24 protein-coding genes are annotated in these 25,385 nt (G+C 70.4%); 16 read left to right on the top strand and 8 right to left on the bottom strand.

What is annotated here, in order from left to right:
* Positions 1 to 2 precede the first annotated feature (2 nt).
* The 4 genes from ACTJI8_RS04145 to ACTJI8_RS04130 all read left to right on the top strand — a co-directional run bounded on the left by ACTJI8_RS04145 (position 3) and on the right by ACTJI8_RS04130 (position 6,276).
* On the top strand, positions 3 to 1,943 hold the full coding sequence (locus ACTJI8_RS04145) for a glycosyltransferase (protein WP_440732129.1): 1,941 nt from the start codon (positions 3 to 5) through the stop codon (positions 1,941 to 1,943).
* A 116-nt stretch (positions 1,944 to 2,059) separates the two neighbouring features.
* The gene (locus tag ACTJI8_RS04140) at positions 2,060 to 4,336 is read left to right on the top strand and encodes a polyribonucleotide nucleotidyltransferase (RefSeq protein WP_440732128.1); all 2,277 of its coding nucleotides are present in this window, start codon (positions 2,060 to 2,062) and stop codon (positions 4,334 to 4,336) included.
* A gap of 200 nt (positions 4,337 to 4,536) precedes the next feature.
* Positions 4,537 to 5,589, top strand: a complete 1,053-nt coding sequence (locus ACTJI8_RS04135; protein WP_440732127.1) for an aldo/keto reductase — start codon at positions 4,537 to 4,539, stop codon at positions 5,587 to 5,589.
* Between the two features lie 84 nt (positions 5,590 to 5,673).
* Complete coding sequence (locus tag ACTJI8_RS04130) at positions 5,674 to 6,276, top strand: histidine phosphatase family protein (protein ID WP_440732126.1); 603 nt, start codon at positions 5,674 to 5,676, stop codon at positions 6,274 to 6,276.
* 55 nt (positions 6,277 to 6,331) lie between these two features.
* Here the strand turns inward: ACTJI8_RS04130 and ACTJI8_RS04125 are convergent, their stop codons facing one another.
* A complete protein-coding gene (locus ACTJI8_RS04125; protein ID WP_440732125.1) occupies positions 6,332 to 6,766 on the bottom strand; it encodes a pyrimidine dimer DNA glycosylase/endonuclease V in 435 nt (144 codons plus the stop codon).
* Positions 6,763 to 7,239 carry a GNAT family N-acetyltransferase gene (locus tag ACTJI8_RS04120; protein WP_440732124.1) on the bottom strand — a complete coding sequence of 159 codons (477 nt, stop codon included), beginning with the start codon at positions 7,237 to 7,239 and terminating at the stop codon, positions 6,763 to 6,765. The genes ACTJI8_RS04125 and ACTJI8_RS04120 overlap by 4 nt, the downstream gene beginning before the upstream one ends.
* Positions 7,240 to 7,395: 156 nt before the next feature.
* Here ACTJI8_RS04120 and dapB point away from each other — a divergent pair, with 156 nt between their 5' ends.
* Entirely contained in the window at positions 7,396 to 8,142 is a 747-nt protein-coding gene (gene dapB, locus ACTJI8_RS04115; RefSeq protein ID WP_440732123.1) for a 4-hydroxy-tetrahydrodipicolinate reductase, read from the top strand.
* Positions 8,139 to 11,309, top strand: a complete 3,171-nt coding sequence (locus ACTJI8_RS04110; RefSeq protein WP_440732122.1) for an ATP-binding protein — start codon at positions 8,139 to 8,141, stop codon at positions 11,307 to 11,309. Before dapB ends, ACTJI8_RS04110 begins: the two co-directional genes overlap by 4 nt.
* A gap of 54 nt (positions 11,310 to 11,363) precedes the next feature.
* Here ACTJI8_RS04110 and ACTJI8_RS04105 read toward each other — a convergent pair whose 3' ends face one another.
* Both ACTJI8_RS04105 and ACTJI8_RS04100 read right to left on the bottom strand, forming a co-directional pair.
* Entirely contained in the window at positions 11,364 to 12,194 is an 831-nt protein-coding gene (locus ACTJI8_RS04105) for an ABC transporter permease (protein ID WP_440732121.1), read from the bottom strand.
* Positions 12,191 to 13,195: an ATP-binding cassette domain-containing protein gene (locus tag ACTJI8_RS04100; protein ID WP_440732120.1), complete on the bottom strand. Its 1,005-nt coding sequence runs from the start codon at positions 13,193 to 13,195 to the stop codon at positions 12,191 to 12,193. The genes ACTJI8_RS04105 and ACTJI8_RS04100 overlap by 4 nt, the downstream gene beginning before the upstream one ends.
* Before the next feature lie 156 nt (positions 13,196 to 13,351).
* On the opposite strand from ACTJI8_RS04100, the gene ACTJI8_RS04095 reads away from it, so the two are divergent.
* Positions 13,352 to 13,786: a hypothetical protein gene (locus ACTJI8_RS04095; protein WP_440732119.1), complete on the top strand. Its 435-nt coding sequence runs from the start codon at positions 13,352 to 13,354 to the stop codon at positions 13,784 to 13,786.
* 78 nt (positions 13,787 to 13,864) lie between these two features.
* On the opposite strand, the gene ACTJI8_RS04090 is transcribed toward ACTJI8_RS04095, so the two are convergent.
* From ACTJI8_RS04090 to ACTJI8_RS04080, 3 genes are all read right to left on the bottom strand, one after another.
* Positions 13,865 to 14,290 (bottom strand): OsmC family peroxiredoxin, encoded by a 426-nt coding sequence (locus tag ACTJI8_RS04090; RefSeq protein ID WP_440732118.1) that lies wholly within the window; start codon positions 14,288 to 14,290, stop codon positions 13,865 to 13,867.
* Between the two features lie 67 nt (positions 14,291 to 14,357).
* Positions 14,358 to 14,825 (bottom strand): DUF4395 domain-containing protein, encoded by a 468-nt coding sequence (locus ACTJI8_RS04085; protein ID WP_440732117.1) that lies wholly within the window; start codon positions 14,823 to 14,825, stop codon positions 14,358 to 14,360.
* Complete coding sequence (locus tag ACTJI8_RS04080; RefSeq protein WP_440732116.1) at positions 14,822 to 15,259, bottom strand: TlpA family protein disulfide reductase; 438 nt, start codon at positions 15,257 to 15,259, stop codon at positions 14,822 to 14,824. The genes ACTJI8_RS04085 and ACTJI8_RS04080 overlap by 4 nt, the downstream gene beginning before the upstream one ends.
* Positions 15,260 to 15,379: 120 nt before the next feature.
* Between ACTJI8_RS04080 and ACTJI8_RS04075 the strand changes: the two genes are divergently transcribed.
* The 3 genes from ACTJI8_RS04075 to ACTJI8_RS04065 are packed head-to-tail and all read left to right on the top strand — an operon-like array spanning position 15,380 to position 17,456.
* Positions 15,380 to 16,189, top strand: coding sequence for a thymidylate synthase (locus ACTJI8_RS04075; protein WP_440732115.1), 810 nt, complete (start codon positions 15,380 to 15,382; stop codon positions 16,187 to 16,189).
* Complete coding sequence (locus ACTJI8_RS04070) at positions 16,186 to 16,662, top strand: dihydrofolate reductase (protein WP_440732114.1); 477 nt, start codon at positions 16,186 to 16,188, stop codon at positions 16,660 to 16,662. Before ACTJI8_RS04075 ends, ACTJI8_RS04070 begins: the two co-directional genes overlap by 4 nt.
* Positions 16,663 to 16,694: 32 nt before the next feature.
* The gene (locus tag ACTJI8_RS04065; RefSeq protein WP_440732113.1) at positions 16,695 to 17,456 is read left to right on the top strand and encodes an SDR family NAD(P)-dependent oxidoreductase; all 762 of its coding nucleotides are present in this window, start codon (positions 16,695 to 16,697) and stop codon (positions 17,454 to 17,456) included.
* A 12-nt stretch (positions 17,457 to 17,468) separates the two neighbouring features.
* On the opposite strand, the gene ACTJI8_RS04060 is transcribed toward ACTJI8_RS04065, so the two are convergent.
* Positions 17,469 to 18,008, bottom strand: coding sequence for an NUDIX domain-containing protein (locus ACTJI8_RS04060; RefSeq protein WP_440732112.1), 540 nt, complete (start codon positions 18,006 to 18,008; stop codon positions 17,469 to 17,471).
* A 39-nt stretch (positions 18,009 to 18,047) separates the two neighbouring features.
* On the opposite strand from ACTJI8_RS04060, the gene ACTJI8_RS04055 reads away from it, so the two are divergent.
* From ACTJI8_RS04055 to ACTJI8_RS04030, 6 genes are all read left to right on the top strand, one after another.
* A complete protein-coding gene (locus ACTJI8_RS04055; protein WP_440732111.1) occupies positions 18,048 to 18,470 on the top strand; it encodes an EF-Tu/IF-2/RF-3 family GTPase in 423 nt (140 codons plus the stop codon).
* 28 nt (positions 18,471 to 18,498) lie between these two features.
* The gene (gene dapA, locus ACTJI8_RS04050) at positions 18,499 to 19,476 is read left to right on the top strand and encodes a 4-hydroxy-tetrahydrodipicolinate synthase (protein ID WP_440732110.1); all 978 of its coding nucleotides are present in this window, start codon (positions 18,499 to 18,501) and stop codon (positions 19,474 to 19,476) included.
* A gap of 129 nt (positions 19,477 to 19,605) precedes the next feature.
* A complete protein-coding gene (locus ACTJI8_RS04045; RefSeq protein WP_440732109.1) occupies positions 19,606 to 21,282 on the top strand; it encodes a ribonuclease J in 1,677 nt (558 codons plus the stop codon).
* Positions 21,283 to 21,375: 93 nt separating this feature from the next.
* On the top strand, positions 21,376 to 24,177 hold the full coding sequence (locus ACTJI8_RS04040) for a DNA translocase FtsK (protein WP_440732108.1): 2,802 nt from the start codon (positions 21,376 to 21,378) through the stop codon (positions 24,175 to 24,177).
* Positions 24,177 to 24,764, top strand: a complete 588-nt coding sequence (gene pgsA / locus ACTJI8_RS04035) for a CDP-diacylglycerol--glycerol-3-phosphate 3-phosphatidyltransferase (protein ID WP_440732107.1) — start codon at positions 24,177 to 24,179, stop codon at positions 24,762 to 24,764. Before ACTJI8_RS04040 ends, pgsA begins: the two co-directional genes overlap by 1 nt.
* The gene (locus ACTJI8_RS04030) at positions 24,764 to 25,303 is read left to right on the top strand and encodes a CinA family protein (protein WP_440732106.1); all 540 of its coding nucleotides are present in this window, start codon (positions 24,764 to 24,766) and stop codon (positions 25,301 to 25,303) included. Before pgsA ends, ACTJI8_RS04030 begins: the two co-directional genes overlap by 1 nt.
* Positions 25,304 to 25,385: the final 82 nt, after the last annotated feature.

Below are 25,385 nucleotides of genomic sequence, written 5' to 3'. Positions count from 1 at the left end.
GCGTGAGAGCAGCGATCGTGACCGAGTCCTTCCTCCCGCACATGAACGGCGTGACCGGATCCGTTCTGCAGATCCTCCGCCACCTCGAGCGCCACGGGCACGAGGCCCGGGTGTACGCCCCCGCTGCGGAGGGCATGCCGCGCATGATCGGGCACGCCAGGGTCGAGCCCATCCCGTCCGTGGCGCTGCCGGGCTACCGCACCGTGCGCGTCGGCACCTCCAGCGCGCATCGGCTGTCCGTGTCGCTGGCCCGCTTCGCGCCCGACGTGGTGCACCTCGCCTCGCCGTTCGCCCTCGGCTGGCGCGGGGCGCTCGCCGCGGAGCGGATCGGGGTGCCCGCGGTCGCTGCGTACCAGACCGATGTCGCCGCGTACGCCGCGCGTTACGGGGTCTCGCTCACGACGGCGCTCGCCGAGGCCCACATCGCGAGGTTGCACCGGCGCGCCACCCTCACCCTCGCCCCGTCGTCCGAATCGGAGGATCAGCTCGCCCGGCTCGGAGTCGATCGGGTGCGTCGCTGGGGCCGCGGCGTGGATGCGGAGCGCTTCCGCCCGGAGCGGCGAGACGGGGCATGGGAGCACCGTGCCGGCGTTGAGGCCGTGGTCGGCTACGTGGGCAGGCTGGCGCCGGAGAAACAGGTCGAGGACCTGCAGGTCCTCGCGGATCTGCCGGGAATCCGGCTCGTGATCGTCGGAGACGGACCCTCCCGAGCGCGGCTCGAGACGCTGCTCCCGCACGCGGTGTTCCTCGGCCACCTCAGCGGCCCGGAGCTCGCTCAGGCGATGGCGTCGTTCGACGTCTTCGTGCACCCGGGCGAGAGCGAGACGTTCGGGCAGACCCTTCAGGAGGCGCACGCGAGCGGGATCCCCGTGGTCGCGACCGGTCGGGGCGGCCCGCTGGACCTGGTGCGCCAGGGCATCGACGGCTGGCTGTACCGCCCGGGCGACCTGCAGGATCTGCGCGATCGGGTGCGGGATCTCGCCGGCGACGCGCGCAAGCGGCAGGCGTTCGGCCGGGCCGGCCGAGATGCGGTGGAGGGCCGCAGCTGGAGCGCGGTGTGCGATCAGCTCCTCGGACACTTCGTCGAGGCGCAGGAGCTGCACCGTGCGGACGCGGGCCTGCGGGCGCCCCGGGCTGTGCGGCCGGAGCCCACGCCAGCGGGGGAGCGCAAGCACTGGCGCCGCTATGTCGCGCTCGGCGACTCGCTCACCGAGGGCCTGTGCGACCCCGGCCCCGACGGCGCGCTGCGCGGGTGGGCAGACCGCCTCGCCCTGCTGCTGGCCGCCCGTGAGCCGTTGGACTACGCGAACCTCGCCATCCGCTCCAAGCGGGTCGAGGACGTATGCGGAACCCAGCTGCATCGTGCCCTGCAGCTGCGCCCCGACCTCGTGTCGATCCTGGTGGGGGCGAACGACCTCGTGAAGCAGCGGGTCGCGATACCGCTCCTCGCCGCACGCCTCGAGGACACGGTGCGACAGCTGCGCGAGACCGGCGCCGATGTGCTCCTGGTCACGGCGTTCCTGCCCGGAAACCCGGCGGCACGCATCTATGCCCGCCGGTTCTCCGCCTGGGCCACGGCACTGGCCGGCATCGCCCGCCGTCAGGGCGCGATCCTGCTCGACACGGATCTGCACCCGCAGCTCGCCGAGCGGCCGAACTGGGGGGAGGACCTCGTGCACCTCTCCAGTCGCGGGCACCGTTTCCTCGCGTATCGCGCGGGCGTCGCGCTCGGCGTGGCGCTGGCCGACGAGCTCGGCGCGCTCGATGAGGCGCTGCACGCGACCGAGCGCACCGGTGCCGGAGTGTGGTGGCGCCGGCACGCGCTGCCGTGGGTCTGGCGCCGGCTGCACGGGCGCGCCGCGGGTGACGGACGCAGCGCCAAGCACCACGACTACGTCCGCCTCGGTCGGGAGCGCGGGGTGCGCGAGCCCAGCGAGGTCTGACGGCGCGGTCTCAGGCGCGCCGCGCTGATAGGATCGAACAGGATGCCTCTGTGCGCATCCGTCCATGCTCGCGCTCCACACGGGAGAGCGAGCCTAAACAAAGAAGGAGAGACCTCTTGGAAGGTCCTGAAATCACCGCTACTGAGGCCGTTCTCGACAACGGCCGCTTCGGCACCCGCACCGTCCGCTTCGAGACGGGCCGTCTCGCGCAGCAGGCGCAGGGCGCGGTCGCCGCTTACCTGGACGAGGAGACGATGCTCCTCTCCGCCACGAGCGCGGGCAAGTCGCCGCGTGAGGGCTTCGACTTCTTCCCACTGACCGTCGACGTGGAGGAGCGCTCGTACGCTGCCGGCAAGATCCCGGGCTCGTTCTTCCGCCGCGAGGGCCGTCCCTCCACCGAGGCGATCCTCGTCTGCCGTCTGATCGACCGTCCGCTGCGTCCGTCGTTCGTCGACGGCCTGCGCAACGAGGTTCAGATCGTCATCACGGTGCTCTCGATCGCGCCCGGCGAGTACTACGACGCGCTCGCGATCAACGCCGCGTCCGCGTCGACCCAGATCTCGGGTCTGCCGTTCTCCGGCCCGGTCGCCGGTGTGCGCCTCGCGTTCATCCCCGGCCACGGTGAGCACGCCGACCAGTGGGTCGCGTTCCCGAACGCCGAGCAGGTCGAGCAGGCCGTCTTCGATCTCGTCGTCGCCGGCCGCGTCGTCACCAAGGGTGACGGCACCGAAGACGTCGCGATCATGATGGTCGAGGCCGAGGCCACCGAGGGCAGCTGGAACCTGATCAAGGCCGGCGCCACCAAGCCCAGCGAGGACATCGTCGCGCAGGGCCTCGAAGCTGCCAAGCCGTTCCTGAAGCAGCTCGTCGAGGCGCAGGCCCAGCTCGCCGCCACGGCGTCGAAGGAGCCGGGTGTGTACCCGGTCTTCCTGCCGTACAGCGAGGGCACGTACGACTTCGTGGCCGAGCGCGCCTACGCCGAGCTCGTCGATGTCTACCAGATCGCCGACAAGCAGGAGCGCCAGAACGCCGACGACGCGATCAAGGACCGTGTCAAGGGCGAGCTCGTCGCCGCCGTCGAGGCGGGCGAGCAGCCCGAGGTCGCGCTCAGCGAGTTCTCCGCCGCCTACAAGTCGGTCACGAAGAAGATCGTGCGCGGCCGCATCCTCACCGAGGGCGTGCGCATCGACGGTCGCGGTCTGGCGGACATCCGTCCGCTCGACGCCGAGGTGCAGGTCATCCCGCGCGTGCACGGCTCCGCGATCTTCCAGCGCGGCGAGACCCAGATCCTGGGCGTCACCACGCTGAACATGCTCAAGATGGAGCAGCAGATCGACTCGCTGTCCCCGACGACGAGCAAGCGCTACATGCACCACTACAACTTCCCGCCCTACTCGACTGGTGAGACCGGCCGCGTGGGTTCGCCGAAGCGTCGCGAGATCGGGCACGGCTTCCTCGCCGAGCGCGCGCTCGTGCCGGTGCTGCCGACCCGCGAGGAGTTCCCGTACGCGATCCGTCAGGTGTCCGAGGCGCTCAGCTCCAACGGATCCACCTCGATGGGCTCCGTCTGCGCCTCCACCCTGTCGCTGCTGAACGCGGGTGTGCCGCTGCGCGCACCGGTCGCCGGCATCGCGATGGGCCTCGTGTCCGACCAGGTCGACGGTGAGACCCGCTACGCGGCGCTCACCGACATCCTCGGCGCCGAGGACGCGCTGGGCGACATGGACTTCAAGGTCGCCGGAACGAGCGAGTTCGTCACGGCGATCCAGCTGGACACGAAGCTCGACGGCATCCCCTCCGAGGTGCTCGCCGGCGCGCTGACCCAGGCCAAGGAGGCGCGCCTCACGATCCTCAACGTGCTGAACGCCGCGATCGACAGCCCCGACGAGATGGCGCCGACCGCGCCGCGCGTGATCAGCGTGCAGATCCCGGTCGACAAGATCGGCGAGCTGATCGGCCCGAAGGGCAAGACGATCAACGCGATCCAGGACGAGACCGGCGCGCAGATCTCCATCGAGGAGGACGGCACCGTCTACATCGGCGCGACCGACGGCCCCTCGGCCGAGGCGGCCCGTGCGCAGGTCAACGCGATCGCCAACCCCACCAACCCTGAGGTCGGAGAGCAGTTCCTGGGCACGGTCGTGAAGATCGCGACCTTCGGCGCGTTCGTCTCCCTGCTCCCGGGCAAGGACGGCCTGCTGCACGTCACCGAGGTGCGCAAGCTCGCCGGTGGCAAGCGCGTGGAGAACGTCGACGACGTGCTCTCCGTCGGCCAGAAGATCCTCGTGAAGATCACGAAGATCGACGACCGCGGCAAGCTCTCGCTCGAGCCCGTGATCGACGAGGCTCCGGCAGAGGCGGCCGAGCCCGCCGCTGAGGTCGCCGAGGTCTGATCCTCCGCCGGAAGGCCCGTCGTGTCCGCCGAAAGGAGGACACGACGGGCCTTCCGTGGTTTTCGTGACCGAACCGTTACGCATTGTTCTCCTCCTGGCCGTCTCAATGAACGGAAGCGTCCGAGGCCTCCCTTACTCTCTAAGGGACGCACCGGGGGGTGCGTCTCAGAAATCAACGCAGCAGACACGGGGGTGATCGCATGCGTCTCTTCAGCGTCGGATCCGGAAACGGGTCCGCACTCGGCGGCGCCGTACCTGCGGTCACCAGCGCGCCCGCGGTCGTCACGCCGCACCCGTCCGCGCCGATCCCGGTGGTCGGACCCGGCATCGGAACCTCCCTGCGCGTTCCCCTCGCGGAGACCGGCATCCGTTCCTTCCCGCTCATCCTCGGCGGCGCCGAGTTCGGCTGGAACACCGATGCCGACACCGCGCTGCACATCCTCGATCGCTACGCCGAGTTCGGCGGCAACGCCGTGCACACGGCCGACAGCTTCGCCGCAGGACGCAGCGAGCACATCATCGGCCGGTGGCTCGCCACGCGGGGAAACCGCGACGACATCGTCCTGAGCGTGCGCGTCGGCGGTCACCCCGACAACCCGGGCATCGGACCGGTGAACCTGGTGCGCGCTGTGGAAGCGTCGCTGACCCGCCTCGGAGTCGAACGCATCGATGTGCTCTACCTCGACGGCACGATCGACGACGGCAGCGCCCTCGAAGACACGCTGGCCACGGCCGAATGGCTCGTCGAGGCCGGCAAGGTGCGGGCGCTCGGCGCCTTCGGCTTCACCGCAGAGCGTCTCGTCGAAGCACGGATCCTGTCCTCCGCGGGCTATCCGCGCATCGAAGTGCTGGACGTGCCGTACAACCTGATGCGCCGGGCCGGGTTCGAAGGCGATCTCCGCCTCGTCGCCGCGGCGCAAGGGCTGGCCGTCACACCGTCGCACGCCCTCGAGCACGGGTTCCTCTCCGGTCGGCACCGCACCAAGCAGTCGCTGCAGGGGGTGCGCGGCATGCAGCTGCGCGGCAACATCAACCGTCGCGGCATCAAGGTGCTGCGGGCGCTCGACATCGCCGCCTCGGAGCTGCAGGTTCCGGTCGCCGCCGTCGCGATCGCCTGGTTGCTCGCCCAGCGCACGATCACGGCGCCCATCGTGAATGCCTTCGCCACCGAGCAGGTCGACGAGCTGATGCAGGGCGCGGGCGTGGCCCTCGGCCGTGCGCAGCTGGCCGAGCTCACCCGCGCGGCGAGCTGACCCGGCCTGGTGGGTGGCCGTGTCCGATCTGTGACATAGGCTGGAAGCACCCCGGCCACGGAGCCGGCGACGAGGCGAGCGGTTGTGACGCATTACATCTATCTGGTCCGGCACGGCGAGCATCAGGACGCCGAGCACGGTCTGGCCGACGGACCCCTCTCACCGCGCGGACGTCGTCAGGCCGAGCACATCGCCGACCGCCTGTCCGGCCTCCCGCTGGACGCGATCTGGCATTCTCCGCTGCTGCGCGCCGCCGAGACGGCCCGTGCGATCTCGGAGCGGATCCCCTCGGTCGAAGCGGAGCCGTCGGCGCTGCTGTTCGACTGCGTGCCCACCGGCATGACGGAGGAGACTCCGGCCGTCTTCGAGCCTTTCTTCGGATCCATCACCGACGCGGAGATTGAAGCCGGTCGGGCGCAGATGGGCGACGCCGTGAACGAGTTCCTGGTGCGCAAGCCCGGAGACGTGCATGAGGTCCTCATCACGCACAACTTCGTCATCAGCTGGTTCGTGCGCGAAGTGCTGGAAGCCCCGGAGTGGCGCTGGATGACGCTGAACCAGGCCAACTGCGGCCTCACCGTCATCTCGCAGAAGCAGGGCCGCCCGTGGAGCCTGGTCGCGCACAACGACCTGAGCCACCTCCCGATGGAGCTGCGCACCGGTCTGCCGGATCCGCTCCTGGTCTGAAGGCTGCTCGGATCCGCCGTGCAGCGCCGGGACCGTGGTCGGAGCCGAAGGGCGTTCAGCCGACGCGCTCCCAGTCCGCGATCGGGCCCTCGACGACCGCGAACAGCGGATGCGGGTCCGGCAGCGAGGTCGTGCGCCACCGCTCCCAGAGCTCTGGGGTGCGCCCCTCGAGCTTGCGGAGCAGATGCCCCCATTCGTACTCGAGCTGACCACGGGCGACCGGGATGCGCTCGACCGGACCGGTCTTGAGGATCTTCTCGCGCGCGAACCGATATCCGCGGGCGTCGGCTTCGTCGACGATCGCCGCGAGGTAGTCGCCGATCGCGGCGAGGGAATCCCTCGTCTCCCGGAAACGCTGGAGCTGCGGGTGGTGCGCATAGCCGCGGCGGGTCGGATCCGCGATGACCGCCTGGGCGAGCAGGCCTTCGCGCCAGCACGCCGTCAGCGCCTGCCGATCGTAGTGGCGCGGGTGCACCGACCACAGCCTCATGCCTGCTCCAGATCCTTGCGGTACCACCGGGTCGCGTTCGGATTGTCGTTGTAGCGCGGGATCTCGGCGAAGCCGCTGTTGAGGTACAGGTGCCCCGCCGCCTCGAGCGTGTGGTGCGTGTCGAGCACGAGCGCGCGGGCGCCGAATCCGCGGGTGCGGTGCTCCAACTCGTCCAGCAGCAGCCGGCCCCAGCCGCGGCCCCGGGTCTCCGGGCGCAGGAACACGTGCTTGATCTCGAACACGTCGGTCTCGCCCTCGGGCATCGAGACGCGGCGGATTCCGCCGCAGCCGACGATCGCGTCTTCGTCTTCGAGCAGGAGGAAGACGCCGTCCGGGGCCTGGAACGCCGCCGCCGTCGGAAATGCGGGGGAGTAGGTGCCGCCGGGAAACTCCGCCGCGCGCAGGGTGAAGTAGTCGACGAGCACGGCGTGGGCGTCGTCGTCCTCGGGGGAGGCGATGCGGAACGTGGGCATGATCCGACGGTAATCGATGCCGCAGGTCGGGCGCCCCGGACGCGTCGAGGGGCTCGGAGACCTGCCGCCTCCGAAACCATGACGACCCCGAGGATCCGCGTCGGATGCGTGACGACCGGCGGGATCCGCGTCGGAAGCGCTGAATAGACTGTGGACATGACGACGCGCGTGGCCCTGGTGGGCGCCTCCGGCAAGCTCGGCACCATCATCGGCGATGTGATCTCGCACCTCGACGGGTTCGAACTCGGCGCGGTGCTCGGGTCGAACAGCGCCATGGACGAGCTCGACGGCGCGGACCTCGTCATCGACGCGACCACCCCCGCCTCCAGCGTCGAGATCGTGCGCGCCGCGACGGATCGGGGCATCAACCTTCTCGTCGCGACGTCCGGATGGTCCGCAGACCGCATCGCCCAGGTCCGCCCGGCCATCGATGACGCCGGCACCGGGGCGCTGTTCGTGCCCAACTTCTCGATGGGATCCGTGCTCGGCACGGCCCTGGCCGCTCTCGCCGCGCCGTTCTTCGGATCCGTGGAGATCATCGAAGCGCACCAGCACACCAAGATCGACTCGCCCAGCGGCACGGCCGTGCGCACCGCCGAGCTCATCGCGGCCGCACGGGCCGAGCAGGGCCCTGTGGACGCGCCGCACGTCGACCAGCGCGCCCGCGGGCAGCAGGTGGCGAGCGTGCCCGTGCACTCGCTGCGACGCCCGGGTGTGATCGCGAAGCAGGAGGTCATCCTCTCCGGCCCCGGCGAGTCGCTGTCGATCGTGCACGACACCGTGCAGTCCGCCGCGGCGTACGCGCCGGGGATCCGCCTCGCCCTGCCCTATGCGCGCGACCTGCGCGGTGTGGTCGTCGGCCTGGAGAACGTGATCGATCTGGGGATCCGGCCGCGGGCATGACCGCGCGCATCGGCGTGCTCGGCCCGGTGCGGATCGCGGATCGCGACGCCGGCGGAACGCCCATGCGCGCGCTGCTGGCGGCGCTCGTGCTCGCCGGCACCGGCACCACCCGCTCCGTGCCTGCGCTGGCGGCCGAGGTCTGGGGCGACGACCAGCCGCAGAATCCGAAGGCGGCGCTGCAGACCCTCGTCTCACGGGCCAGGGCGCTGGCCGGCTCCGACGCCATCGCGAGTGCGCCGGGAGGCTATGCGCTCGGCACCGACGACACCGACCTGCACACCGCACGCCGGTTGCGGGCCGAGGCGGAGACGCTCGGCGACGGCGATCCCGACCGCATCCGGCTGCTGGGAGAGGCGATCGGACTGTGGCGCGGCGAACCGGGCGTCGACCTGGGCGACGCGCCGATCGCGGAAGATCTCGCGGCCGAGTCCGCTGAGCTGCGCGATGCGCTGCAGCGCGACCTGGCGGCGTCCCTCGTGAGCGCGGGGCGCTCCCATGAGGCGGTTGCGATCCTGTCGGAGCTCGCGGCCGCACGTCCGTTCGACGAGACGGCTCAGGCGGAGCTGATGTCGGCGCTCGCGGCCGACGATCGTGCGGCGGAGGCCCTTGCGGTGTTCGCCCGGCTGCGCGCCGCACTGGCCGAGCACCTGGGTGCATCGCCGGGACCGGCCGTCACCGAGCTCAACGCGCAGCTGCTGCGTGACCAGGACAGTGGGCCACGCGTGCGTATCGGCGTACAGGCCGCGCCCAACGAGCTCATCGGCCGCGAGGACGCGATGCGCCAGGCGGGCGCGCTGCTCGCCATCGCCCGCGCCGTGACGATCGTCGGCCCTGGCGGGCTCGGCAAGACGCGGCTCGCGCACGCACTCGCCGCCGGATCGCGCGTCGACGTGGTCGCTGTGGTCCCGCTCGCCGGCGTCCGCGACGACGCCGGCGTTCCGATCGCGATCGCCGCGGCCCTCGGCATCAGCGAGGCGGCGCCGGGTGCTCGACTGTCCGAGACCCACGTGCGTCCCGACCTGCGGGCCAGGATCGTGGCCGTCCTGAACGAGCGGCCCGCCCTTCTCGTGCTGGACAACTGCGAGCAGGTCATCGACGGCGTCGCGGCATGGACGGCGGACCTGCTGCAGGCGGTGCCTGCGCTGCGCGTGCTGACCACGAGCCGCACCTCGCTGGCGATCGGTGCGGAGCGGATCCTCGTCCTGGATCCGCTCGGGATCGCGGCGGATCCGGACGCTCCGGCGGTGCGGCTGTTCGCCGAACGGGCCGAGGCGGTCCGACCGGGCGTCATGCTCGATGCCGACGCTGTGGCGCGGCTGTGCGCGCATCTGGACGGATTGCCGCTCGCGATCGAGCTCGCAGCCGCACGAGTGCGCACCATGTCGCTCGCCGAGCTCGAGGACCGCCTGGCGGACCGGTTCGCCCTGCTGACTTCGGGAGACCGCGCTGCTCCGGAGCGGCATCGCACCCTCGAGGCCGTGATCGGCTGGAGTTGGGATCTGCTCGATGCCGAGGCGCAGCGGGCGCTCGCGACGCTGTCGTTCCTGCCCGGCGGCTTCTCGGCGCACACCGCGACCGCGATCCTCGGCGCGCCTGCCGACGACGTGCTGGACCGCCTCGCCGCGCAGTCGCTGCTGGTCGTGACCGAGAGCGGTGCACGGGTGCGCTTCCGGATGTTGGAGACCGTGCGCGAGTTCGGGCTCGCCAGGCTCGCCGATGCCGGCGAGGAGGACGCAGCGTGGACCGCGGTGACACGGTGGGCGGCGGCGTTCGTGGGTGAACGGCTCACGTCCGGTGCGATTTTCCCCAGCGGCGTCACGGCAGAGGCACACGGCGACATCGGTCAGGAGCATGACAATCTCGTGTTCGTGCTGCACCGGCTGTTCGGCGAGGATCGGGAACAGGAGGCGCTGCGACTGTTCGCCCTCATCGGGCCCAGCTGGTTCATGCGCGGGGCGTTCAGCGAGGTCTTCGCGTTCCGGGTCGTGGTGATCGAGGCCGCGCAACGGCTGTGGAGCGCAGGACGGAACGACGAGGAGCTCGATTGCGACATCGTCGTGATCGCGCTCGTCATGGCCACGCTCGGCAGCCTGGCGATGGATGACCGGCGGGCCCTGCGCGCGCTCGCGCTGCTGCGCCTCTGGGAGCGCAGAGCGGGTGGTGCGATCAGCGCGGCGTGGCGAGCGCTCGTCGTCGTGATGACCGCGTCGCGGGATCAGCAGCACGTCGAGGAGCAGCTGAAGGCGATGCGGTCATCCGATGATCGCCGCTCCCGGCTGATGGCCGAGATGCTGTTGGCGCACTTCTCGGAGAACCAGGGCGATCCCGACGAGGCGCTGATCGCGGCGCAGGCGGCGTGGAGTCTCGCGAACGACAGCGGTGAGCGCTGGGCGGCGGCCACCGCCGCGGATGCAGCCGCGCAACTGGCGAGTCAGTCCGCACGCCCGGCGGAGGCGCTGATGTGGCTCGACCGCGCGGCGGCGATCTTCGCGGAGTTCGACGCGGTCGACGCGCTGCGGCAGCAGAAGTGGGTGCGTGGCGCGGCGTTGCTGGCACTCGGCCGGATCGAGGAGTCGGATGCGCTGTTCCGCAGTCTCGTGGCCAGCCGCGAGCTCAGCCAGGACGGGCTCGAGCTGGCGTCCATCGGCTGGTACGGGCTCGGTGCGGTCCACCTGCAGGCGGGCGAGCAGACCGAGGCCTTCGACGCCTTCGCACGGGGGCTCGCGCACTTCTCCTCGCCCTCGCAGCGGCGCTCGCCGTGGTTTCTCATGGCGATCGCGGGCTACGTCAGCGCGCGTTCCCGGGTGCCGGGCGCCGACCCCGCCGACCTCGCGCGATGGGTCCGCCGGATGCGCGGCCGGATGATCGCCGGCTGGCGGATGCGTCCGGAGCTCACCGACAGCCCCGTGCTCGGCACCGTGCTGGTCGGATGGGCGGCGTGGGCGCTGCAGGATCCGGCGTTGCGCGATCGCGCGGTCGAGGCGCTGGGCGTCGCCGAGACGCTCGGCGCGCGGCAGGATCTGCCGACCCTGCGCCTGGACGGGCATTTCGCCGAGGCGACGCGGATCTGCGGGCCGGCCACCGTCGTGGCCGCGCGCCATGCGGCCACGGAGCTGTCGCTCTCCGGCCGCGTCGATCGGGCGTTCGCCCTGCTGCGCGGGCGCTGAGCACGACGACGGGACGTCCTCTTCGGAGGACGCCCCGTCGTGCCGGACCCGGGATCAGGCCTTGCGCATGTACGCCTTGACGGTGAGCGGGGCGAACACGGCCACGATCACGGCGGCGCCGAGCAGCGACATCCACAGATCGACGCCCACCGTGCCGCTGTCGGCGAGGTTGCGCACCGCGGTGACCAGGTGGGAGACCGGGTTGATGTTCACGAACCACTGCAGCCAGCCCGGCATGGTGTCCACCGGCACGAACGCGTTGGAGAGGAACGTGAGCGGGAACAGGATGATCATCGAGATCCCCTGGACGCTCGACGCGGTGCGGGCGATGACGCCGGCGAAGGCGAAGATCCAGCTGATCGCCCAGGCGCACACGATCACGAGCACGGCCGCCGCGATCACGGCGCCGACCCCGCCGGCAGGACGGTAGCCCATCAGGAAGCCCATCACGAACGTCAGGACCGTGGCGATGCCGTAGCGGACCGTGTCCGCCAGCAGCGCTCCGGAGAGGGGCGCGATGCGCGCGATGGGCAGGGAGCGGAACCGGTCGAACACGCCCTTGTCCATGTCCTCGCGCAATTGGACTCCCGTCACGACCGACGTGGTGATCACGGTCTGCACGAGGATCCCGGGGATGATCACCGGGAGGTAGTTCGAGACGTTGCCGGAGATCGCGCCGCCGAAGATGTACGTGAACATCAGGGTGAACAGGATCGGCTGCACGGTCACGTCGAACAGCTGCTCCGGCGTCCGCCGGATCTTGATCAGACCGCGGGCGGCCATGGTGAGGGTGTTGCGCAGGGTCAGGGACAGGCTCGCGCGCGGGCTCAGCCGGCGCTCGGCTGCGGGGACGATACGGCCGGCGGTGGGGGCGAGGGTGGTCATGCGCGGACCTCCTGGAACGGTGCGGAGACGGGATCGGCGGCAGGCGCCTCGTCGGCCGTGTGGCCGGTGATCGTGAGGAACACCTCGTCGAGCGTGGGCTTCTGGACGCTCATCTCGGTGAGGCCGATGCCGGCCTCGCGGAACGTGATGAGCAGATCGGCGATGCGGTCGGGATCCGCCATCGGGGCGGTGATCCGGGACGCTTCAGGGGAGAGGACGCCGCGGACGCCGAGGGTCTGCTCGATCGCGCTCAGGGCGTCGTCGGTGTCGGCAGCATCCCGGACGCGCAGCTGCAGCGACGAGGTGCCGACCGAGGCCTTGAGATCGTCGGGGGTGCCCTCGGCGACGACCTTCCCGCGGTCGATCACGGCGATCCGGTCGGCGAGCTGATCGGCCTCGTCGAGGTACTGGGTGGTGAGCAGCACCGTGGATCCGGTGCTGACGAGCTCGCGGATCGTGTCCCACATCTGTCCGCGCGTGCGGGGATCGAGACCGGTGGTGGGCTCATCGAGGAAGATCAGCGGCGGCTGCGCGAGGAGGGATGCGGCGAGGTCGAGTCGGCGTCGCATGCCGCCCGAGAAGTTCTTCAGCGGTCGCTTCGCCGCCTCGGTCAGACCGAAGCGCTCGAGCAGATCGGCGGACTTGGCCCTCGCGGCGGTGCGGCTCAGCCCGAGCAGCCGGGCGAAGATCATGAGATTCTCGGTGGCGGACAGCGTCTCGTCGACCGAGGCGAACTGCCCGGTCACACCGATGAGCTGTCGCACGATGTGCGGCTCGCGTACGACGTCGTGCCCGAACACGCGGCCGGTGCCGCCGTCCGGACGCAGCAGCGTCGCGAGCATGTTGATGGTGGTCGTCTTGCCGGCGCCGTTGGGGCCGAGGACACCGTAGACGGCGCCGGTGCGCACCTGCAGGTCGACGCCGTCGACCGCGCGGTTCGCTCCGAACACCTTCACGAGTCCGTCGGCCTCGAGGGCCCAGTCGGTGGTGGGATTCGTCATGCTCCGAGCATCGGCGGCAGCGCTTTCGGAGCGCTGTCGCGGCGCTGTCGTCGGCTTTCCGGCACGGTCCTGCGGTGCGCGCCGATGCGGACCGCGCGCGGGAGGGCGAGGGCCGCAGCCGTCGGCCGGGACGGCCTGTCGGCTTAGGATGGAGGGATGGGATCCCGGATCGGCGTCGTGGTCATGGCCGCGCTTCTCGTGCTGTACATCGCGCTCGTCGGCTGGCGTGCGGTGGTGCTGCTGGGGTCCGGCCAGGCTCTCGGAATCACCATGGGCGTCGCTCTGCTCGTCATGCCGTTGATCGGGGCCTGGGCCCTGGTGCGCGAGCTGCAGTTCGGCCTTGCCGCCGATCGGCTCGGCCGCACGCTGGACGGCGAGGGCGGGATGCCCGAGGCGCCGGAGCACCTGCGCTCGAACGGACGACTCCTTCCCGACGACGCCGACCGGCTGCTCGCAGAGTACGGCTCGGCGGCTGCCGAGGAGCCGGGGGACTGGCGCGCACAGTACCGGCTCGGCGTGGTGCACGATGCGGCGGGGCACCGCAAGGATGCCCGCGCCGCGATCCGCGCGGCGATCCGCCTGGCCAAGTAGCTCCGGCACGCCCGGGGCCCGATATGCGAACGGCCGCATCCCTCGGGGGGACGCGGCCGCTCGGCGGGACGGCGAGCCTCAGGCCAGGGTCGCTTCGAGGGTGATCTCGATGCCGGAAAGCGCCGCGGAGACGGGGCAGCCGACCTTGGCCTCCTGCGCGAGGCGCTGGAAGGTCTCCGCGTCGAGGCCGGGCACCGAGGCGTTCACGTTGAGGTGGCTGCCGGTGATGCCGACGCCGGGCTTGAAGGTGACCGACGCGGTGGTGTTCACGCGCTCGGCGGGGGTGCCGTTGCCTGCCAGGGCGTGGGAGAGCGCCATGCTGAAGCAGGACGAGTGCGCGGCGGCGATGAGCTCCTCGGGAGTGGTCGTCGTGTCGGAGCCCTCCGAGCGCGCCTTCCAGTTGATGGGGAACGTGCCCAGGTGCGAGGAGGAGAAGGAGACGGATCCCTCACCCTCGATGAGACTTCCGGTCCACGTGGCTGCGGCTTCGCTGGTGACGGACATGGGGATCCTCCGATCGGGGTGGGTGAGGTGCCAGCCTATCGATCGGCCCGCAGCGGAACCTCGCTTTTCAGGGAAGTCTCGGCGTGCGGCCCAGGATCCCGGCGCGCTGCAGCAGCAGATAGAGCTGGCAGCCGAGGCACAGTCCGAACGCGGCGTTCAGGAAGGCGGCGACGAACGCCATCGCGGTGGCGATCGGCAGCGCCCACGGCACGCCGAGCAGGTGCAGGATCAGGCCGACCGTGACCACGAACAGGCCCACGCCCTGGGCGAATCGAGGCGGACGCGGGTCCTCGAGCGCGAACGGCGGGGCCAGGCGCGGACGCACGAGCGTGCGGAACAGCACGCCCCACGGCTGCGTGCGCGGTGAGAGCACACCCCACAGGAACAGGGCGGCGATCACGAGCGTGAGCAGGAACGCGGGCAGGTTGAACGGCGGGCTGGTGAGCCCGACCAGTGTCGCGATGAGCAGCAGGGCGGACGTGATCCACGCGGCGAAGCGCGGACCGCGCGGGTCGATACCGGCGGGAGCGGTCATGCGGAGGCCTCCTGGAGGTCGTCGGCGCCGTCGAGCGCCGAGAGCACGGCGGCCCGAGTGGGCACGCCGGTGAAGCGGGATCGGATCCGGCCCTCCGGATCGACGATGAAGGTCGTCGGGGTGGACAGCACCTTGTAGCGCGTGGCGAGGTCGGAGCGGGAGGTGAGGTCCACCTCGGCGTGCACGACACCCTCGCGTTCGGCGGCGACGGATCCGAGCATGCGCCGCACCTGCGGGCAGCGCGCGCAGAACTCGGTGCTGAACTGCACTAGTGTCGCCTGCGCGCCCAGGGGGCGCATGAGATCGGCGGGATCCACGTGCCGGTCGCCGCGCACGGTCACCGCGCGGCCGTCCCGCCCGCGCAGCAGGACGCCGGCGACCACGGTCGCCGCGAGCAGAGCGGCGACCACGACGAGCGCGATCGGCAGGGACATGGTACGAGGCTACGTCCAGGAAAGGTGCTGGGGTCGGATATGACGGTTCGAGTCAGCGCCCCGGCTCCCGGAGCCCGTCGGACGGCCCGGCTGTCCGCCGCCGCCGGTACGCTGAAAACCATGAGCGCCGCGATCCCCACGCCGTACGAAGACCTGCTCCGCGACGTGCTGGCCAGCGGCACGCACAAGGACGATCGCACCGGCACGGGCACGACGAGCGTGTTCGGCCGGCAGATCCGCTTCGACCTGTCGCAGGGCTTCCCGCTCATCACCACCAAGCGCGTGCACTTCAAGTCGATCGCGTACGAGCTGCTGTGGTTCCTCCGCGGCGACTCGAACGTGCGCTGGCTGCAGGAGAACGGCGTCACCATCTGGGACGAGTGGGCCGACGCCGACGGCGATCTCGGTCCGGTCTACGGCGTGCAGTGGCGCTCCTGGCCGACGCCGGACGGCGGGCACATCGACCAGCTGCAGCAGGTGATCGACCAGATCCGGAACTCCCCGGACTCCCGCCGCATCATCGTGTCGGCGTGGAACCCGGCCGACATCCCCGACATGGCGCTCGCGCCCTGCCATGCGCTGTTCCAGTTCTACGTGGCGGACGGGAAACTGTCCTGCCAGCTCTACCAGCGCAGCGCCGACCTGTTCCTCGGGGTGCCCTTCAACATAGCCTCGTACGCGCTGCTCACGCTCATGGTCGCGCAGCAGACCGGCCTCGAGCCGGGCGACTTCGTGTGGACCGGTGGAGACTGCCACATCTACGACAACCACGTCGCGCAGGTGCAGGAGCAGCTCACCCGCGAGCCGTATCCGTACCCGACCCTGCGGATCACGCGGAAGCCGGAGTCGATCTTCGACTACGCATACGAGGACTTCGTGGTCGAGGACTATCAGCACCACCCCGCTATCCGCGCGGCGGTCGCGGTATGACTCGGATCGGACTGATCTGGGCCGAGGCGCATGGCGGAGTGATCGGGGCCGGCGGCGCGATGCCGTGGCACGTTCCTGAGGACCTCGCGCACTTCAAGGAGATCACCCTGGGTGCGCCTGTCGTCATGGGGCGCCGCACCTGGGAGTCGTTGCCGGAGCGGTTCCGCCCGTTGCCCGGCCGCGAGAACATCGTGATCACCCGGCAGGCCGACTGGGCCGCCGACGGCGCCCGCCGCGCGGCGTCGATCGCCGACGCGCTCGCCGGACTCGAGGAGACCTGGGTGATCGGCGGGGGCGAGATCTTCCGCGAGGTGGTCGGCGAGGCCGATCGTCTGGAGGTGACCGAGCTCGATCTGGACGTGCCCGGAGACGCTTTCGCCCCTTCGCGCAAGGGCTTCCGCCTGGTCTCCGAGGGGGAGTGGCAGACCAGCAGGACCGGGATCCGCTTCCGCTTCCTCGGCTACCAGCGCTGACCGCATCGCCCGCTCCCGACAGGAGGATCCGCATGCCCACCGCCCTCATCACCGGCGCCAGCGCCGGAATCGGCGCGGAGTTCGCCCGCCAGCTCGCGGACCGCGGTGCGGACCTGGTGCTGGTCGCCCGTTCGAAGGACGCGCTGCAGGCGCTCGCCGCGGAGCTGGGTGCACGGCACGGCGTCACGGTCGAGGTGCTCGTCGCCGACCTTGCGGTGGAGCAGGACGTCGACCGCGTCGCGCGACGGATCGCGGATGCCGGACGCCCCATCGACGTGCTCGTGAACAACGCCGGGTTCGGGCTGCCGCTGCACTTCGCCGACAACGACGTCGCCGACGAGGTGCGCCATCTCCGGGTGCTGGTCGAGGCTCCGATGCGGCTCATGCATGCCGCGCTCGGGGTGATGCGCGGTCGCGGTGGGCGGATCATCAACGTCGCCTCGTCCGCGGGCTTCGTCTCACGGTCGACCTACTCCGCGTGCAAGGCGTGGATCATCGGGTTCAGCCGCTGGGCGAACGACGAATACGCCAGCGACGGCGTCACCGTGACCGCGCTCTGCCCCGGATTCGTGCACACCACCTTCCATGCCCGAATGGGCCTCGCCGCCGGCGAGGAGGGCGTGCCGTCATTCATGTGGCTGGACGCGCCTTATGTCGTGCGCCAGGGCCTTCGTGCTGCGGCCCGTGGCAGGTCGGTGGTGATCCCGTCGTTGCGTTACAAGGCGATGATCGCGGGCTCGAGGCTGGTCCCGCGCTCGCTCACCACGCGCATCGCCCGTCGCGGCCGGATGTGAGCTGGGGCAGGCTCAGGCGAACCGACCCAGCCGGATGCCGGCATAGGCGAGCGCGGCGACGGTCTCACCGTCGGTGATCCGCCCGTCGGCGATCATCGCGAGCGCCTCGGCGAACGGCACCCACGCGACGTCGTCGATGCCCTCCTCGGCCTGCGTGTGCGCACTGTCGACGGCCTGGCGCAGGTCCCGGGCGAGGAACACATGCTCGGGCGCCACGGTCACGCCGTTGAGTGCGTTCATCGTGCCGATCGGCGTCCACTCCTGCGCCTCGAGCCCGGTCTCCTCGCGCAGCTCGCGTCGTGCGGCGACGAGCGGATCCTCCCCGTCCGTGCCTCCCGCCGGCACCTCGACCGAACGCCCTGTCGTGTACCGGTCGATCGTGACCAGGCACACCCGCTCCTCCTCGTCGAGAGCCACGACGAACACCGCCGGGTTCTTCAGGGCCACCACGCCGTAGATCCCGTCACCGGCGGGGCCGGAGACCTGATCCTCGCGCACCGAGATCCAGCGGTTGTCGTAGACGATGCGCGATTCCCGCGTGTGCCAGGCCATGAGCGCGAGCCTAACGGCCGTCCCCGTAGGCTCGAAGTCATGGGCTGGTTCGGGAAGAAGAAGGATCCGCTGGACGCGAACGACATGCTCCGGCAGTACAACGCTCAGGAGGCGGAGCGTCTGGCCGCCGCCGGGATCGCGCCGGGCACGGGCATCGCCTCGGCCGCGCAACGCTCCACGAGCGGCGTGGGCGCCGCGGAGTTCGTCGTCGAGGACGTCTTCACGATCACCGGACGCGGCCAGGTCGCCACGGGCAAGACCACGACGGGCACGATGCGCGTCGGCGACCGGGTGGCGGTGCGCCGGGGCGCGGCCGAGGTCGGCGTCAGTACGATCACGGGCATCGAGATGTTCCGCAAGAAGGCGACCGAGGCGCCGGAGGGGACCATGGCCGGCCTGCTGCTCAAGCCCGGCGTCGATCTGGCCAGGGGCGACGTCATCCGCGTCTCCGCGACAGCGTGAGCCTCGCCCGAACCATTACGCTGGACGCATGACGCATACGGGCAATCCCTTCGGACAGGTGCTCGTCGCCCTCATCACCCCGATGACGGCCGACGGCGAGGTCGATTGGGCCTCGACCGAGAAGCACATCGACCGCGTCATCAGCGACGGTGCCGACGGCATCGTCGTCACGGGCACGACCGGAGAGACCTCGACGCTCACCGACGCCGAGAAGCTGCGTCTCGTCGAGGTCGGCAAGGACGTATCCGGAGGCCGGGCCAAGATCATCACGGGTGGCGGATCCAACGAGACCGCGCACGCGATCGAGCTGTACAAGGCCAGCGAGAAGCTCGGCGCCGACGGCATCATGATCGTCACGCCGTACTACAACAAGCCCACGCAGGCGGGCATCCTCACGCATTTCCGCCTGGTCGCCGACGCCACCGACCTCCCGGTGATCCTCTACGACATCCCCGGCCGCACCGGCGTGCCGATCAAGTACGAGACGATCCTGCGCCTCGCCAAGCACCCCAACATCCTCGCCGTGAAGGACGCCAAGGGCGACTTCTCCGAGGTCAGCCGCGTGCTCAACCAGACCGACCTCATGTACTTCTCCGGCGACGACTCGAACGTGCTCCCGCACCTCTCGATCGGTGCCACCGGCCTCATCGGCGTCACGGCGAACATCACCTCGGCGCCGTACCGGGCGATCGTCGACGCGGTGAACCGGGGCGACCTCGCCGCGGCTACTGCCGAGCACAAGCGCCTGGAGCCGCTCGTCCGGGCCGCCATGACGCACGTGCCCGGCACCGTGTCGGCGAAGTACATCCTGCACGGCCTCGGCCGCATCACGAGCCCCCGCGTCCGCCTGCCCCTGGTGGGGCCGGAGGAGTGGGAGGCCGCCCTCATCGAGGACGAGCTCGCTCTCGTCAAGGACATCCCGGGTGCGGACTTCTCCGACTTCCGCCCCGACCGCAATGCCGCCGCCGGCGGCGCCCTCCCCAAGGTGCACGGCACGACCCGATGAGGTCATGACCGATGGGCATCGGACCGGAGCGGGACGGATCCGCGCGAAAGGCGCGGGAGGATCCGCTCCGACCCGGCAGGGGAATCACGAACATCGGGCGCGCAGTGCGCCCCGCCTAGGAGGCACCACATGACCATTCCCCTCGCCGAGCCCGAAGCTCTCGCCCCCGACACCCTCCGTGTCACGCCCCTGGGCGGCCTGGGGGAGATCGGCCGCAACATGACCGTCTTCGAGTACGACGGCAAGCTCCTCGTCGTCGACTGCGGCGTGCTGTTCCCCGAAGAGCACCAGCCCGGCGTCGACCTGATCCTGCCCGACTTCGAGCCCATCAAGGACCGCCTCGACGACATCGTCGGCGTCGTGCTCACGCACGGGCATGAGGACCACATCGGCGCCGTGCCGTATCTGCTGCGGCTCAAGGGCGACATCCCGCTGATCGGCTCCGGACTCACCCTGGCGCTCGTCGAGGCAAAGCTCAAGGAGCACCGGATCCGGCCCTTCACCCTCACGGTGAAGGAGGGCCAGCACGAGAAGGTCGGCCCGTTCGACCTCGAGTTCGTCGCGGTCAACCACTCCATCCCCGACGCCCTGGCGGTGGCGATCCGCACGCCCGCAGGCATGGTGCTCGCCACCGGCGACTTCAAGATGGACCAGTTGCCTCTGGACGGGCGCATCACCGACCTGCGTGCGTTCTCGCGCCTCGGCGAGGAGGGTGTGGACCTGTTCCTCGTCGACTCGACCAACGCCGACGTGCCCGGGTTCACGCCGACCGAGCGCTCCATCGGGCCGGTGCTCGACCAGGTGATCGGCAAGGCGCCGCGCCGCGTCATCGTCGCGAGCTTCTCCAGCCACGTGCACCGCGTGCAGCAGGTCATCGACGCCGCGCACGCGAACGGCCGCCGGGTCGCGTTCCTCGGGCGCTCGATGGTCCGCAACATGACCATCGCGGAGCAGTTGGGCTACCTCAAGGTGCCGGACGGCGTGCTCATCGACTACAAGAAGGCGCGCGACCTTCCCGACGACCAGATCGTCTACATGTCGACCGGATCCCAGGGCGAGCCGATGGCCGTGCTCAGCCGCATGGCGAACCTCGACCACGCGATCGAGCCCGGCCCCGGCGACACGGTGATCCTCGCCTCGAGCCTCATCCCCGGCAACGAGAACGCCGTCTATCGCGTGATCGACGGGCTGACCAAGCTCGGCGCGAACGTCGTGCACAAGGCCAATGCCCGCGTGCACGTCTCGGGCCACGCGGCGGCGGGCGAGCTGATCTACTGCTACAACATCCTCAAGCCGAAGAACGTGCTGCCCGTGCACGGCGAGTACCGGCACCTGATCGCGAACGCGAAGCTCGCGCAGGACACCGGCATCGACGCGGAGCGCACGATCGTCGGCTCCAACGGCACCGTGATCGACCTGAAGGACGGCGTCGCGCGCGTCGCGGGGCAGCTCGACATCGGTTTCGTGTACGTCGACGGCTCCACGGTGGGCGAGATCACCGACGCGGATCTGAAGGACCGGCGCATCCTCGGCGAGGAGGGCTTCGTGTCCGTCATCGTCGTGGTCGACTCCACCACCGGGCGCATCATCTCGGGGCCGGAGATCCACGCGCGCGGCGTGGCGGAGGACGACTCGGTGTTCGAGGATGTCGCGCCGAAGATCGTCGCCGCGCTCAAGGAGGCCGCCGGCAACGGCGTGCGCGACAGCCACGCGCTCTCGCAGATCGTGCGCCGCACGATCGGCCGCTGGGTCAACCAGAAGCTGCGTCGTCGCCCGATGATCGTGCCGCTCGTCATCGAGGCGTGACCGACCCGCATCCTGCGCCTGAATGAGGCCGCAATCCCGCGGAAAGCCGCGTCATTGCGGGCCGATGTCGGTCTGCGGCCGTAGCGTGGACGCGTGCCCAGGAGTTCGAATGCGACCAAGAGCGCGGCGGAGAAGCCCTCGCCGCGCAGTCGCTCCACGTCCGGGGCGAAGCCGCGCAGTCAGCCCAAGGCCGCGCCCGCCCCGAGGAAGTATGTCGACGACCCCGACAAGCCGCCCGTGATGGTGCGCGCCTGGACGGGCCTCGCGCACGGCGTCGGCGGGCTCTTCCGCGCCTTCGGCCTGGAGACGCTGGAGAAGGACCAGCGCCGTGACGGCTTCCCGTTCCTGCTCGTGCTGCTCGCGGTCGCCGGCGCCGTGAACGAGTGGTTCTTCATCGGCAACACGGTCGCGACCAATATCAGCGCCTACTCCGTGGGCGCCCTGATCGGCCGCGCCGCGTTCATCATGCCGGTGCTGCTGCTCCTCCTGGCCGGCTGGCTGTTCCGTCATCCCTCCTCCGTGCACGACAACGGACGGATCGGGATCGGCTTCGGACTGTTCGTGATCACCCTGGCGGGGTTCTGCCATGTCGCCGGCGGCATGCCGCAGCCGCGACAGGGCATGGTCGCGCTCAGCGCCGCCGGAGGTCTGTTCGGCTGGCTGCTGGGCCAGCCGCTCAGCTACCTGACCTCGATCCCGGCGTACATCGTGCTGTCGCTGCTGGCGGCGCTCAGCGTGCTGATCCTCACGAAGACGCCGCCGAACCGCATCGGGCAGCGCCTGGGCGACCTGTACGCGTGGATGTTCGACGCCGAGCGCCCCTCGAAGAGCGCCCCCGCCGATGACGCTGCGGCGGTCGACGAGGCGGACAAGGTCGACGACCCGGACGTGCTGCCCTGGTGGCGGCGGAACAAGACGGGCCGCGAAGAGGACCCCGATGGCGGGCTCGGCTCGCAGGATCTCACCGAGCTGCTCACCGCGCAGGACGACACCCCCACCGTCGTGGCGACGCCTGCCTACGATCAGGCCGTCATCAAGGACGACGATCCCTACGACGCGGCCACCGAGGTGCTGACCGACGTGCGCGCCGTCGCAGACTCCCTGGCGGAGCAGCAGAGCACTGCACTGCTCGACGACGGCGACACCGGCGAGCTGGAACTGGCCGGATTCGATGGCTTCGGCACCGATGGTCCCGGCAAGGACGGCCCGCAGGCTCCGGTGGCCCCGTACATCCTGCCCTCTCCCGGCGCGCTCAAGGCGGGCCCGCCGCCGGTGCTGCGCTCCGAGGCCACGGATCGCGTCATCGAGCAGCTCACCAACGTGCTCAGCCAGTTCAACGTGGACGCGAAGGTCACCGGCTTCTCGCGCGGTCCGACAGTGACCCAGTACGAGATCGAGGTAGGACACGGCGTCAAGGTCGAGAAGATCCTGCAGCTGAGCAACAACTTCGCCTACGCGGTCGCGTCGAACGACGTGCGGATCCTGTCGCCCATCCCCGGCAAGAGTGCGATCGGCATCGAGATCCCGAACGCCGACAAGGAGATGGTGGCGCTCGGAGACGTGCTGCGGTCGCCGGCCGCGCAGAAGAGCACGCATCCGATGACGATCGGCGTCGGAAAGGACGTGGGCGGCAGCATCGTCGTCGCCAACCTCGCCAAGATGCCGCATCTGCTCGTGGCCGGATCCACCGGATCCGGAAAGTCGAGCTTCATCAACTCGATGATCACGAGCCTGCTCATGCGCGCCCGCCCGGCCGACGTGCGCATGGTCCTGATCGATCCGAAGCGTGTGGAGCTCACCAGCTACGCCGGCGTCCCGCACCTCATCACGCCCATCATCACGAACCCCAAGAAGGCCGCAGAGGCGCTGCAGTGGGTCGTGAAGGAGATGGACATGCGGTACGACGACCTCGCGTCGTTCGGCTTCCGCCACATCGATGACTTCAACCGTGCCGTGCGCGCGGGCGAGGTCGTGGTGCCCCCGGGCAGCGAGCGCGTGCTCAAGCCTTACCCGTACCTGCTGGTCGTGGTCGACGAGCTCGCGGATCTGATGATGGTCGCACCGCGTGATGTGGAGGACTCGATCGTCCGCATCACCCAGCTCGCCCGCGCGAGCGGCATCCACCTGGTGCTCGCGACCCAGCGTCCGAGCGTCGACGTCGTCACCGGCCTCATCAAGGCCAACGTGCCGTCGCGCCTCGCGTTCGCCGTGACCAGCGTCACCGACAGCCGCGTGATCCTGGACAGCCCCGGTGCCGACAAGCTGATCGGCCAGGGCGACGCGCTGTTCTCGCCGATGGGCTCCTCCAAGCCTTTCCGGCTGCAGGGCGCCTGGGTCGACGAGAGCGAGATCGACGCGGTCGTCAAGCACGTCACGAGCCAGGCGCGTCCGGAGTACCGGCCCGACGTGGCCGAGGCCGTCGAGGGCAAGAAGAAGGAGGTCGATGAGGACATCGGCGACGACCTCGAACTTCTCCTCGCCGCCGCCGAGCTCATCGTCTCCTCGCAGTTCGGCTCGACGTCGATGCTGCAGCGCAAGCTGCGCGTCGGCTTCGCCAAGGCGGGGCGGCTCATGGACCTGCTCGAATCCCGTGAGATCGTCGGCCCTTCCGAGGGGTCCAAAGCCCGTGACGTCCTGGTCACCACCGAGCAGCTGCCCGGGGTGCTGGCCAAGCTGCGCGGCGAGGATCCGCCCTCCGCGCACCCCGCTCCGGCTGCCGCCGCGCCCATGCCTGCGGCTGGGGTGCCACCGCGTCCCGCCGCTCCGGCGCCCGCGGCGTCCTACGGCTCCGACGACCGCTACGGCGAGGATCCGCTCGAGGCGCAGTACCGCGGGCTTCCTGAGGTCGAGGCGGAGACCGATGAGGACGCCTGGGGTCTGACGGGGCGCGACTGATGGCGATCCCGCGGCAGCTGCCGAACGCGATCACCGTCGCGCGCATCCCTCTCGCCGTCGTCTTCTTCGTGCTCCTGCTGCTCGGCGGGACGAATGGAATCACGCAGCCCGTGCTGCGGTGGGTCGCCGCGGGGCTGTTCATCCTGGCGATCTCGACCGACTGGGTGGACGGCTACCTCGCCCGCAGATACGACCTGGTCAGCGATTTCGGCAAGCTCTGGGATCCGATCGCCGACAAGCTGCTCACCGGAGCGGGCTTCATCGGACTCGCGATCCTCGGCGAGGTGTGGTGGTGGCTGGTGCTCGTCATCCTGGTGCGGGAGTGGGGCATCACCGTGCACCGCTTCATGATCGTCAAGGAGCACGTCGTCGCCGCCGCATGGATGGGCAAGATCAAGACGACGGTGCAGGCCGTCGCGCTGTCCTGGGCGCTGCTGCCGCTGCATGTCTGGATCGGACTGCCGGCGTGGTCGATCACGACCACCGTGCTGATGGTTGTCGCGCTGATCCTGACGATCCTGAGCGGCATCGACTACGTCGTGGCGCAGGTGCGCGGATCCCGCACGGACCGGGGCTCGGTGTCCTGATGTCCGATGCGACGGGTCGCGCCGCGGCCGCCGTGCTCGATGCGCTGCGTGAGCGCGGGATGACGCTGGCCGTCGCCGAGTCGCTCACCGGCGGGGCTCTGTCCGCGGCGCTCGTGGCGATCCCGGGAGCATCGGACGTGCTCAACGGGGCGGTCGTCGCCTACGCCACGCCGATCAAGTCCTCCGTGCTGGGAGTGGATCCGGTCCTGCTCGCCGCACACGGTCCCGTGGATCCGGAGGTGGCTCAGCAGATGGCGGCGGGCGTTCGCAGGGCACTGGCGGTGGACGGGCGCGCCGCGGACGTGGGCGTCTCGACGACCGGTGTCGCCGGGCCCACGTCGCAGGGCGGAAAGCAGGTCGGCACCGTGCACGTCGGGGTGAGTGTGGCGGAGCGCGCGACCAGCCGGGCGTTCAGCTTCGGGGGAGACCGATCCGCGATCCGCGCGGCCGCGGTTCAGGCGGCTCTGGTGCTGCTCCTCGAGGCGGTGACCGGGACGGGAATCGATGCCGCCGCGCCCGGTCGGGATGACCGGGAATAGAGTGCTTCTCGACGAAGTTGAGTCGAGTGTGCTCACATTCAACGCACAGAACGAAACAGTAGTGTCGAACCTGACAGGTCGG

The sequence above is a fragment of the Microbacterium sp. 22303 genome (genome assembly GCF_052045265.1).
Lineage (GTDB): Bacteria > Actinomycetota > Actinomycetes > Actinomycetales > Microbacteriaceae > Microbacterium.
This window is presented reverse-complemented; position numbering and strand designations above follow the sequence as displayed.

Bases quoted from the DNA above. Each gene is read 5' to 3' on its own strand.
- ACTJI8_RS04135 (WP_440732127.1), top strand. From the start codon at position 4,537: ATGCGTCTCTTCAGCGTCGGATCCGGAAACGGGTCCGCACTCGGCGGC.
- ACTJI8_RS04125 (WP_440732125.1), bottom strand. From the start codon at position 6,766: ATGAGGCTGTGGTCGGTGCACCCGCGCCACTACGATCGGCAGGCGCTG.
- ACTJI8_RS04120 (WP_440732124.1), bottom strand. From the start codon at position 7,239: ATGCCCACGTTCCGCATCGCCTCCCCCGAGGACGACGACGCCCACGCC.
- dapB (WP_440732123.1), top strand. From the start codon at position 7,396: ATGACGACGCGCGTGGCCCTGGTGGGCGCCTCCGGCAAGCTCGGCACC.
- ACTJI8_RS04110 (WP_440732122.1), top strand. From the start codon at position 8,139: ATGACCGCGCGCATCGGCGTGCTCGGCCCGGTGCGGATCGCGGATCGC.
- ACTJI8_RS04105 (WP_440732121.1), bottom strand. From the start codon at position 12,194: ATGACCACCCTCGCCCCCACCGCCGGCCGTATCGTCCCCGCAGCCGAG.
- ACTJI8_RS04100 (WP_440732120.1), bottom strand. From the start codon at position 13,195: ATGACGAATCCCACCACCGACTGGGCCCTCGAGGCCGACGGACTCGTG.
- ACTJI8_RS04095 (WP_440732119.1), top strand. From the start codon at position 13,352: ATGGGATCCCGGATCGGCGTCGTGGTCATGGCCGCGCTTCTCGTGCTG.
- ACTJI8_RS04090 (WP_440732118.1), bottom strand. From the start codon at position 14,290: ATGTCCGTCACCAGCGAAGCCGCAGCCACGTGGACCGGAAGTCTCATC.
- ACTJI8_RS04085 (WP_440732117.1), bottom strand. From the start codon at position 14,825: ATGACCGCTCCCGCCGGTATCGACCCGCGCGGTCCGCGCTTCGCCGCG.
- ACTJI8_RS04080 (WP_440732116.1), bottom strand. From the start codon at position 15,259: ATGTCCCTGCCGATCGCGCTCGTCGTGGTCGCCGCTCTGCTCGCGGCG.
- ACTJI8_RS04075 (WP_440732115.1), top strand. From the start codon at position 15,380: ATGAGCGCCGCGATCCCCACGCCGTACGAAGACCTGCTCCGCGACGTG.
- ACTJI8_RS04070 (WP_440732114.1), top strand. From the start codon at position 16,186: ATGACTCGGATCGGACTGATCTGGGCCGAGGCGCATGGCGGAGTGATC.
- ACTJI8_RS04065 (WP_440732113.1), top strand. From the start codon at position 16,695: ATGCCCACCGCCCTCATCACCGGCGCCAGCGCCGGAATCGGCGCGGAG.
- ACTJI8_RS04060 (WP_440732112.1), bottom strand. From the start codon at position 18,008: ATGGCCTGGCACACGCGGGAATCGCGCATCGTCTACGACAACCGCTGG.
- ACTJI8_RS04055 (WP_440732111.1), top strand. From the start codon at position 18,048: ATGGGCTGGTTCGGGAAGAAGAAGGATCCGCTGGACGCGAACGACATG.
- dapA (WP_440732110.1), top strand. From the start codon at position 18,499: ATGACGCATACGGGCAATCCCTTCGGACAGGTGCTCGTCGCCCTCATC.
- ACTJI8_RS04045 (WP_440732109.1), top strand. From the start codon at position 19,606: ATGACCATTCCCCTCGCCGAGCCCGAAGCTCTCGCCCCCGACACCCTC.
- pgsA (WP_440732107.1), top strand. From the start codon at position 24,177: ATGGCGATCCCGCGGCAGCTGCCGAACGCGATCACCGTCGCGCGCATC.
- ACTJI8_RS04030 (WP_440732106.1), top strand. From the start codon at position 24,764: ATGTCCGATGCGACGGGTCGCGCCGCGGCCGCCGTGCTCGATGCGCTG.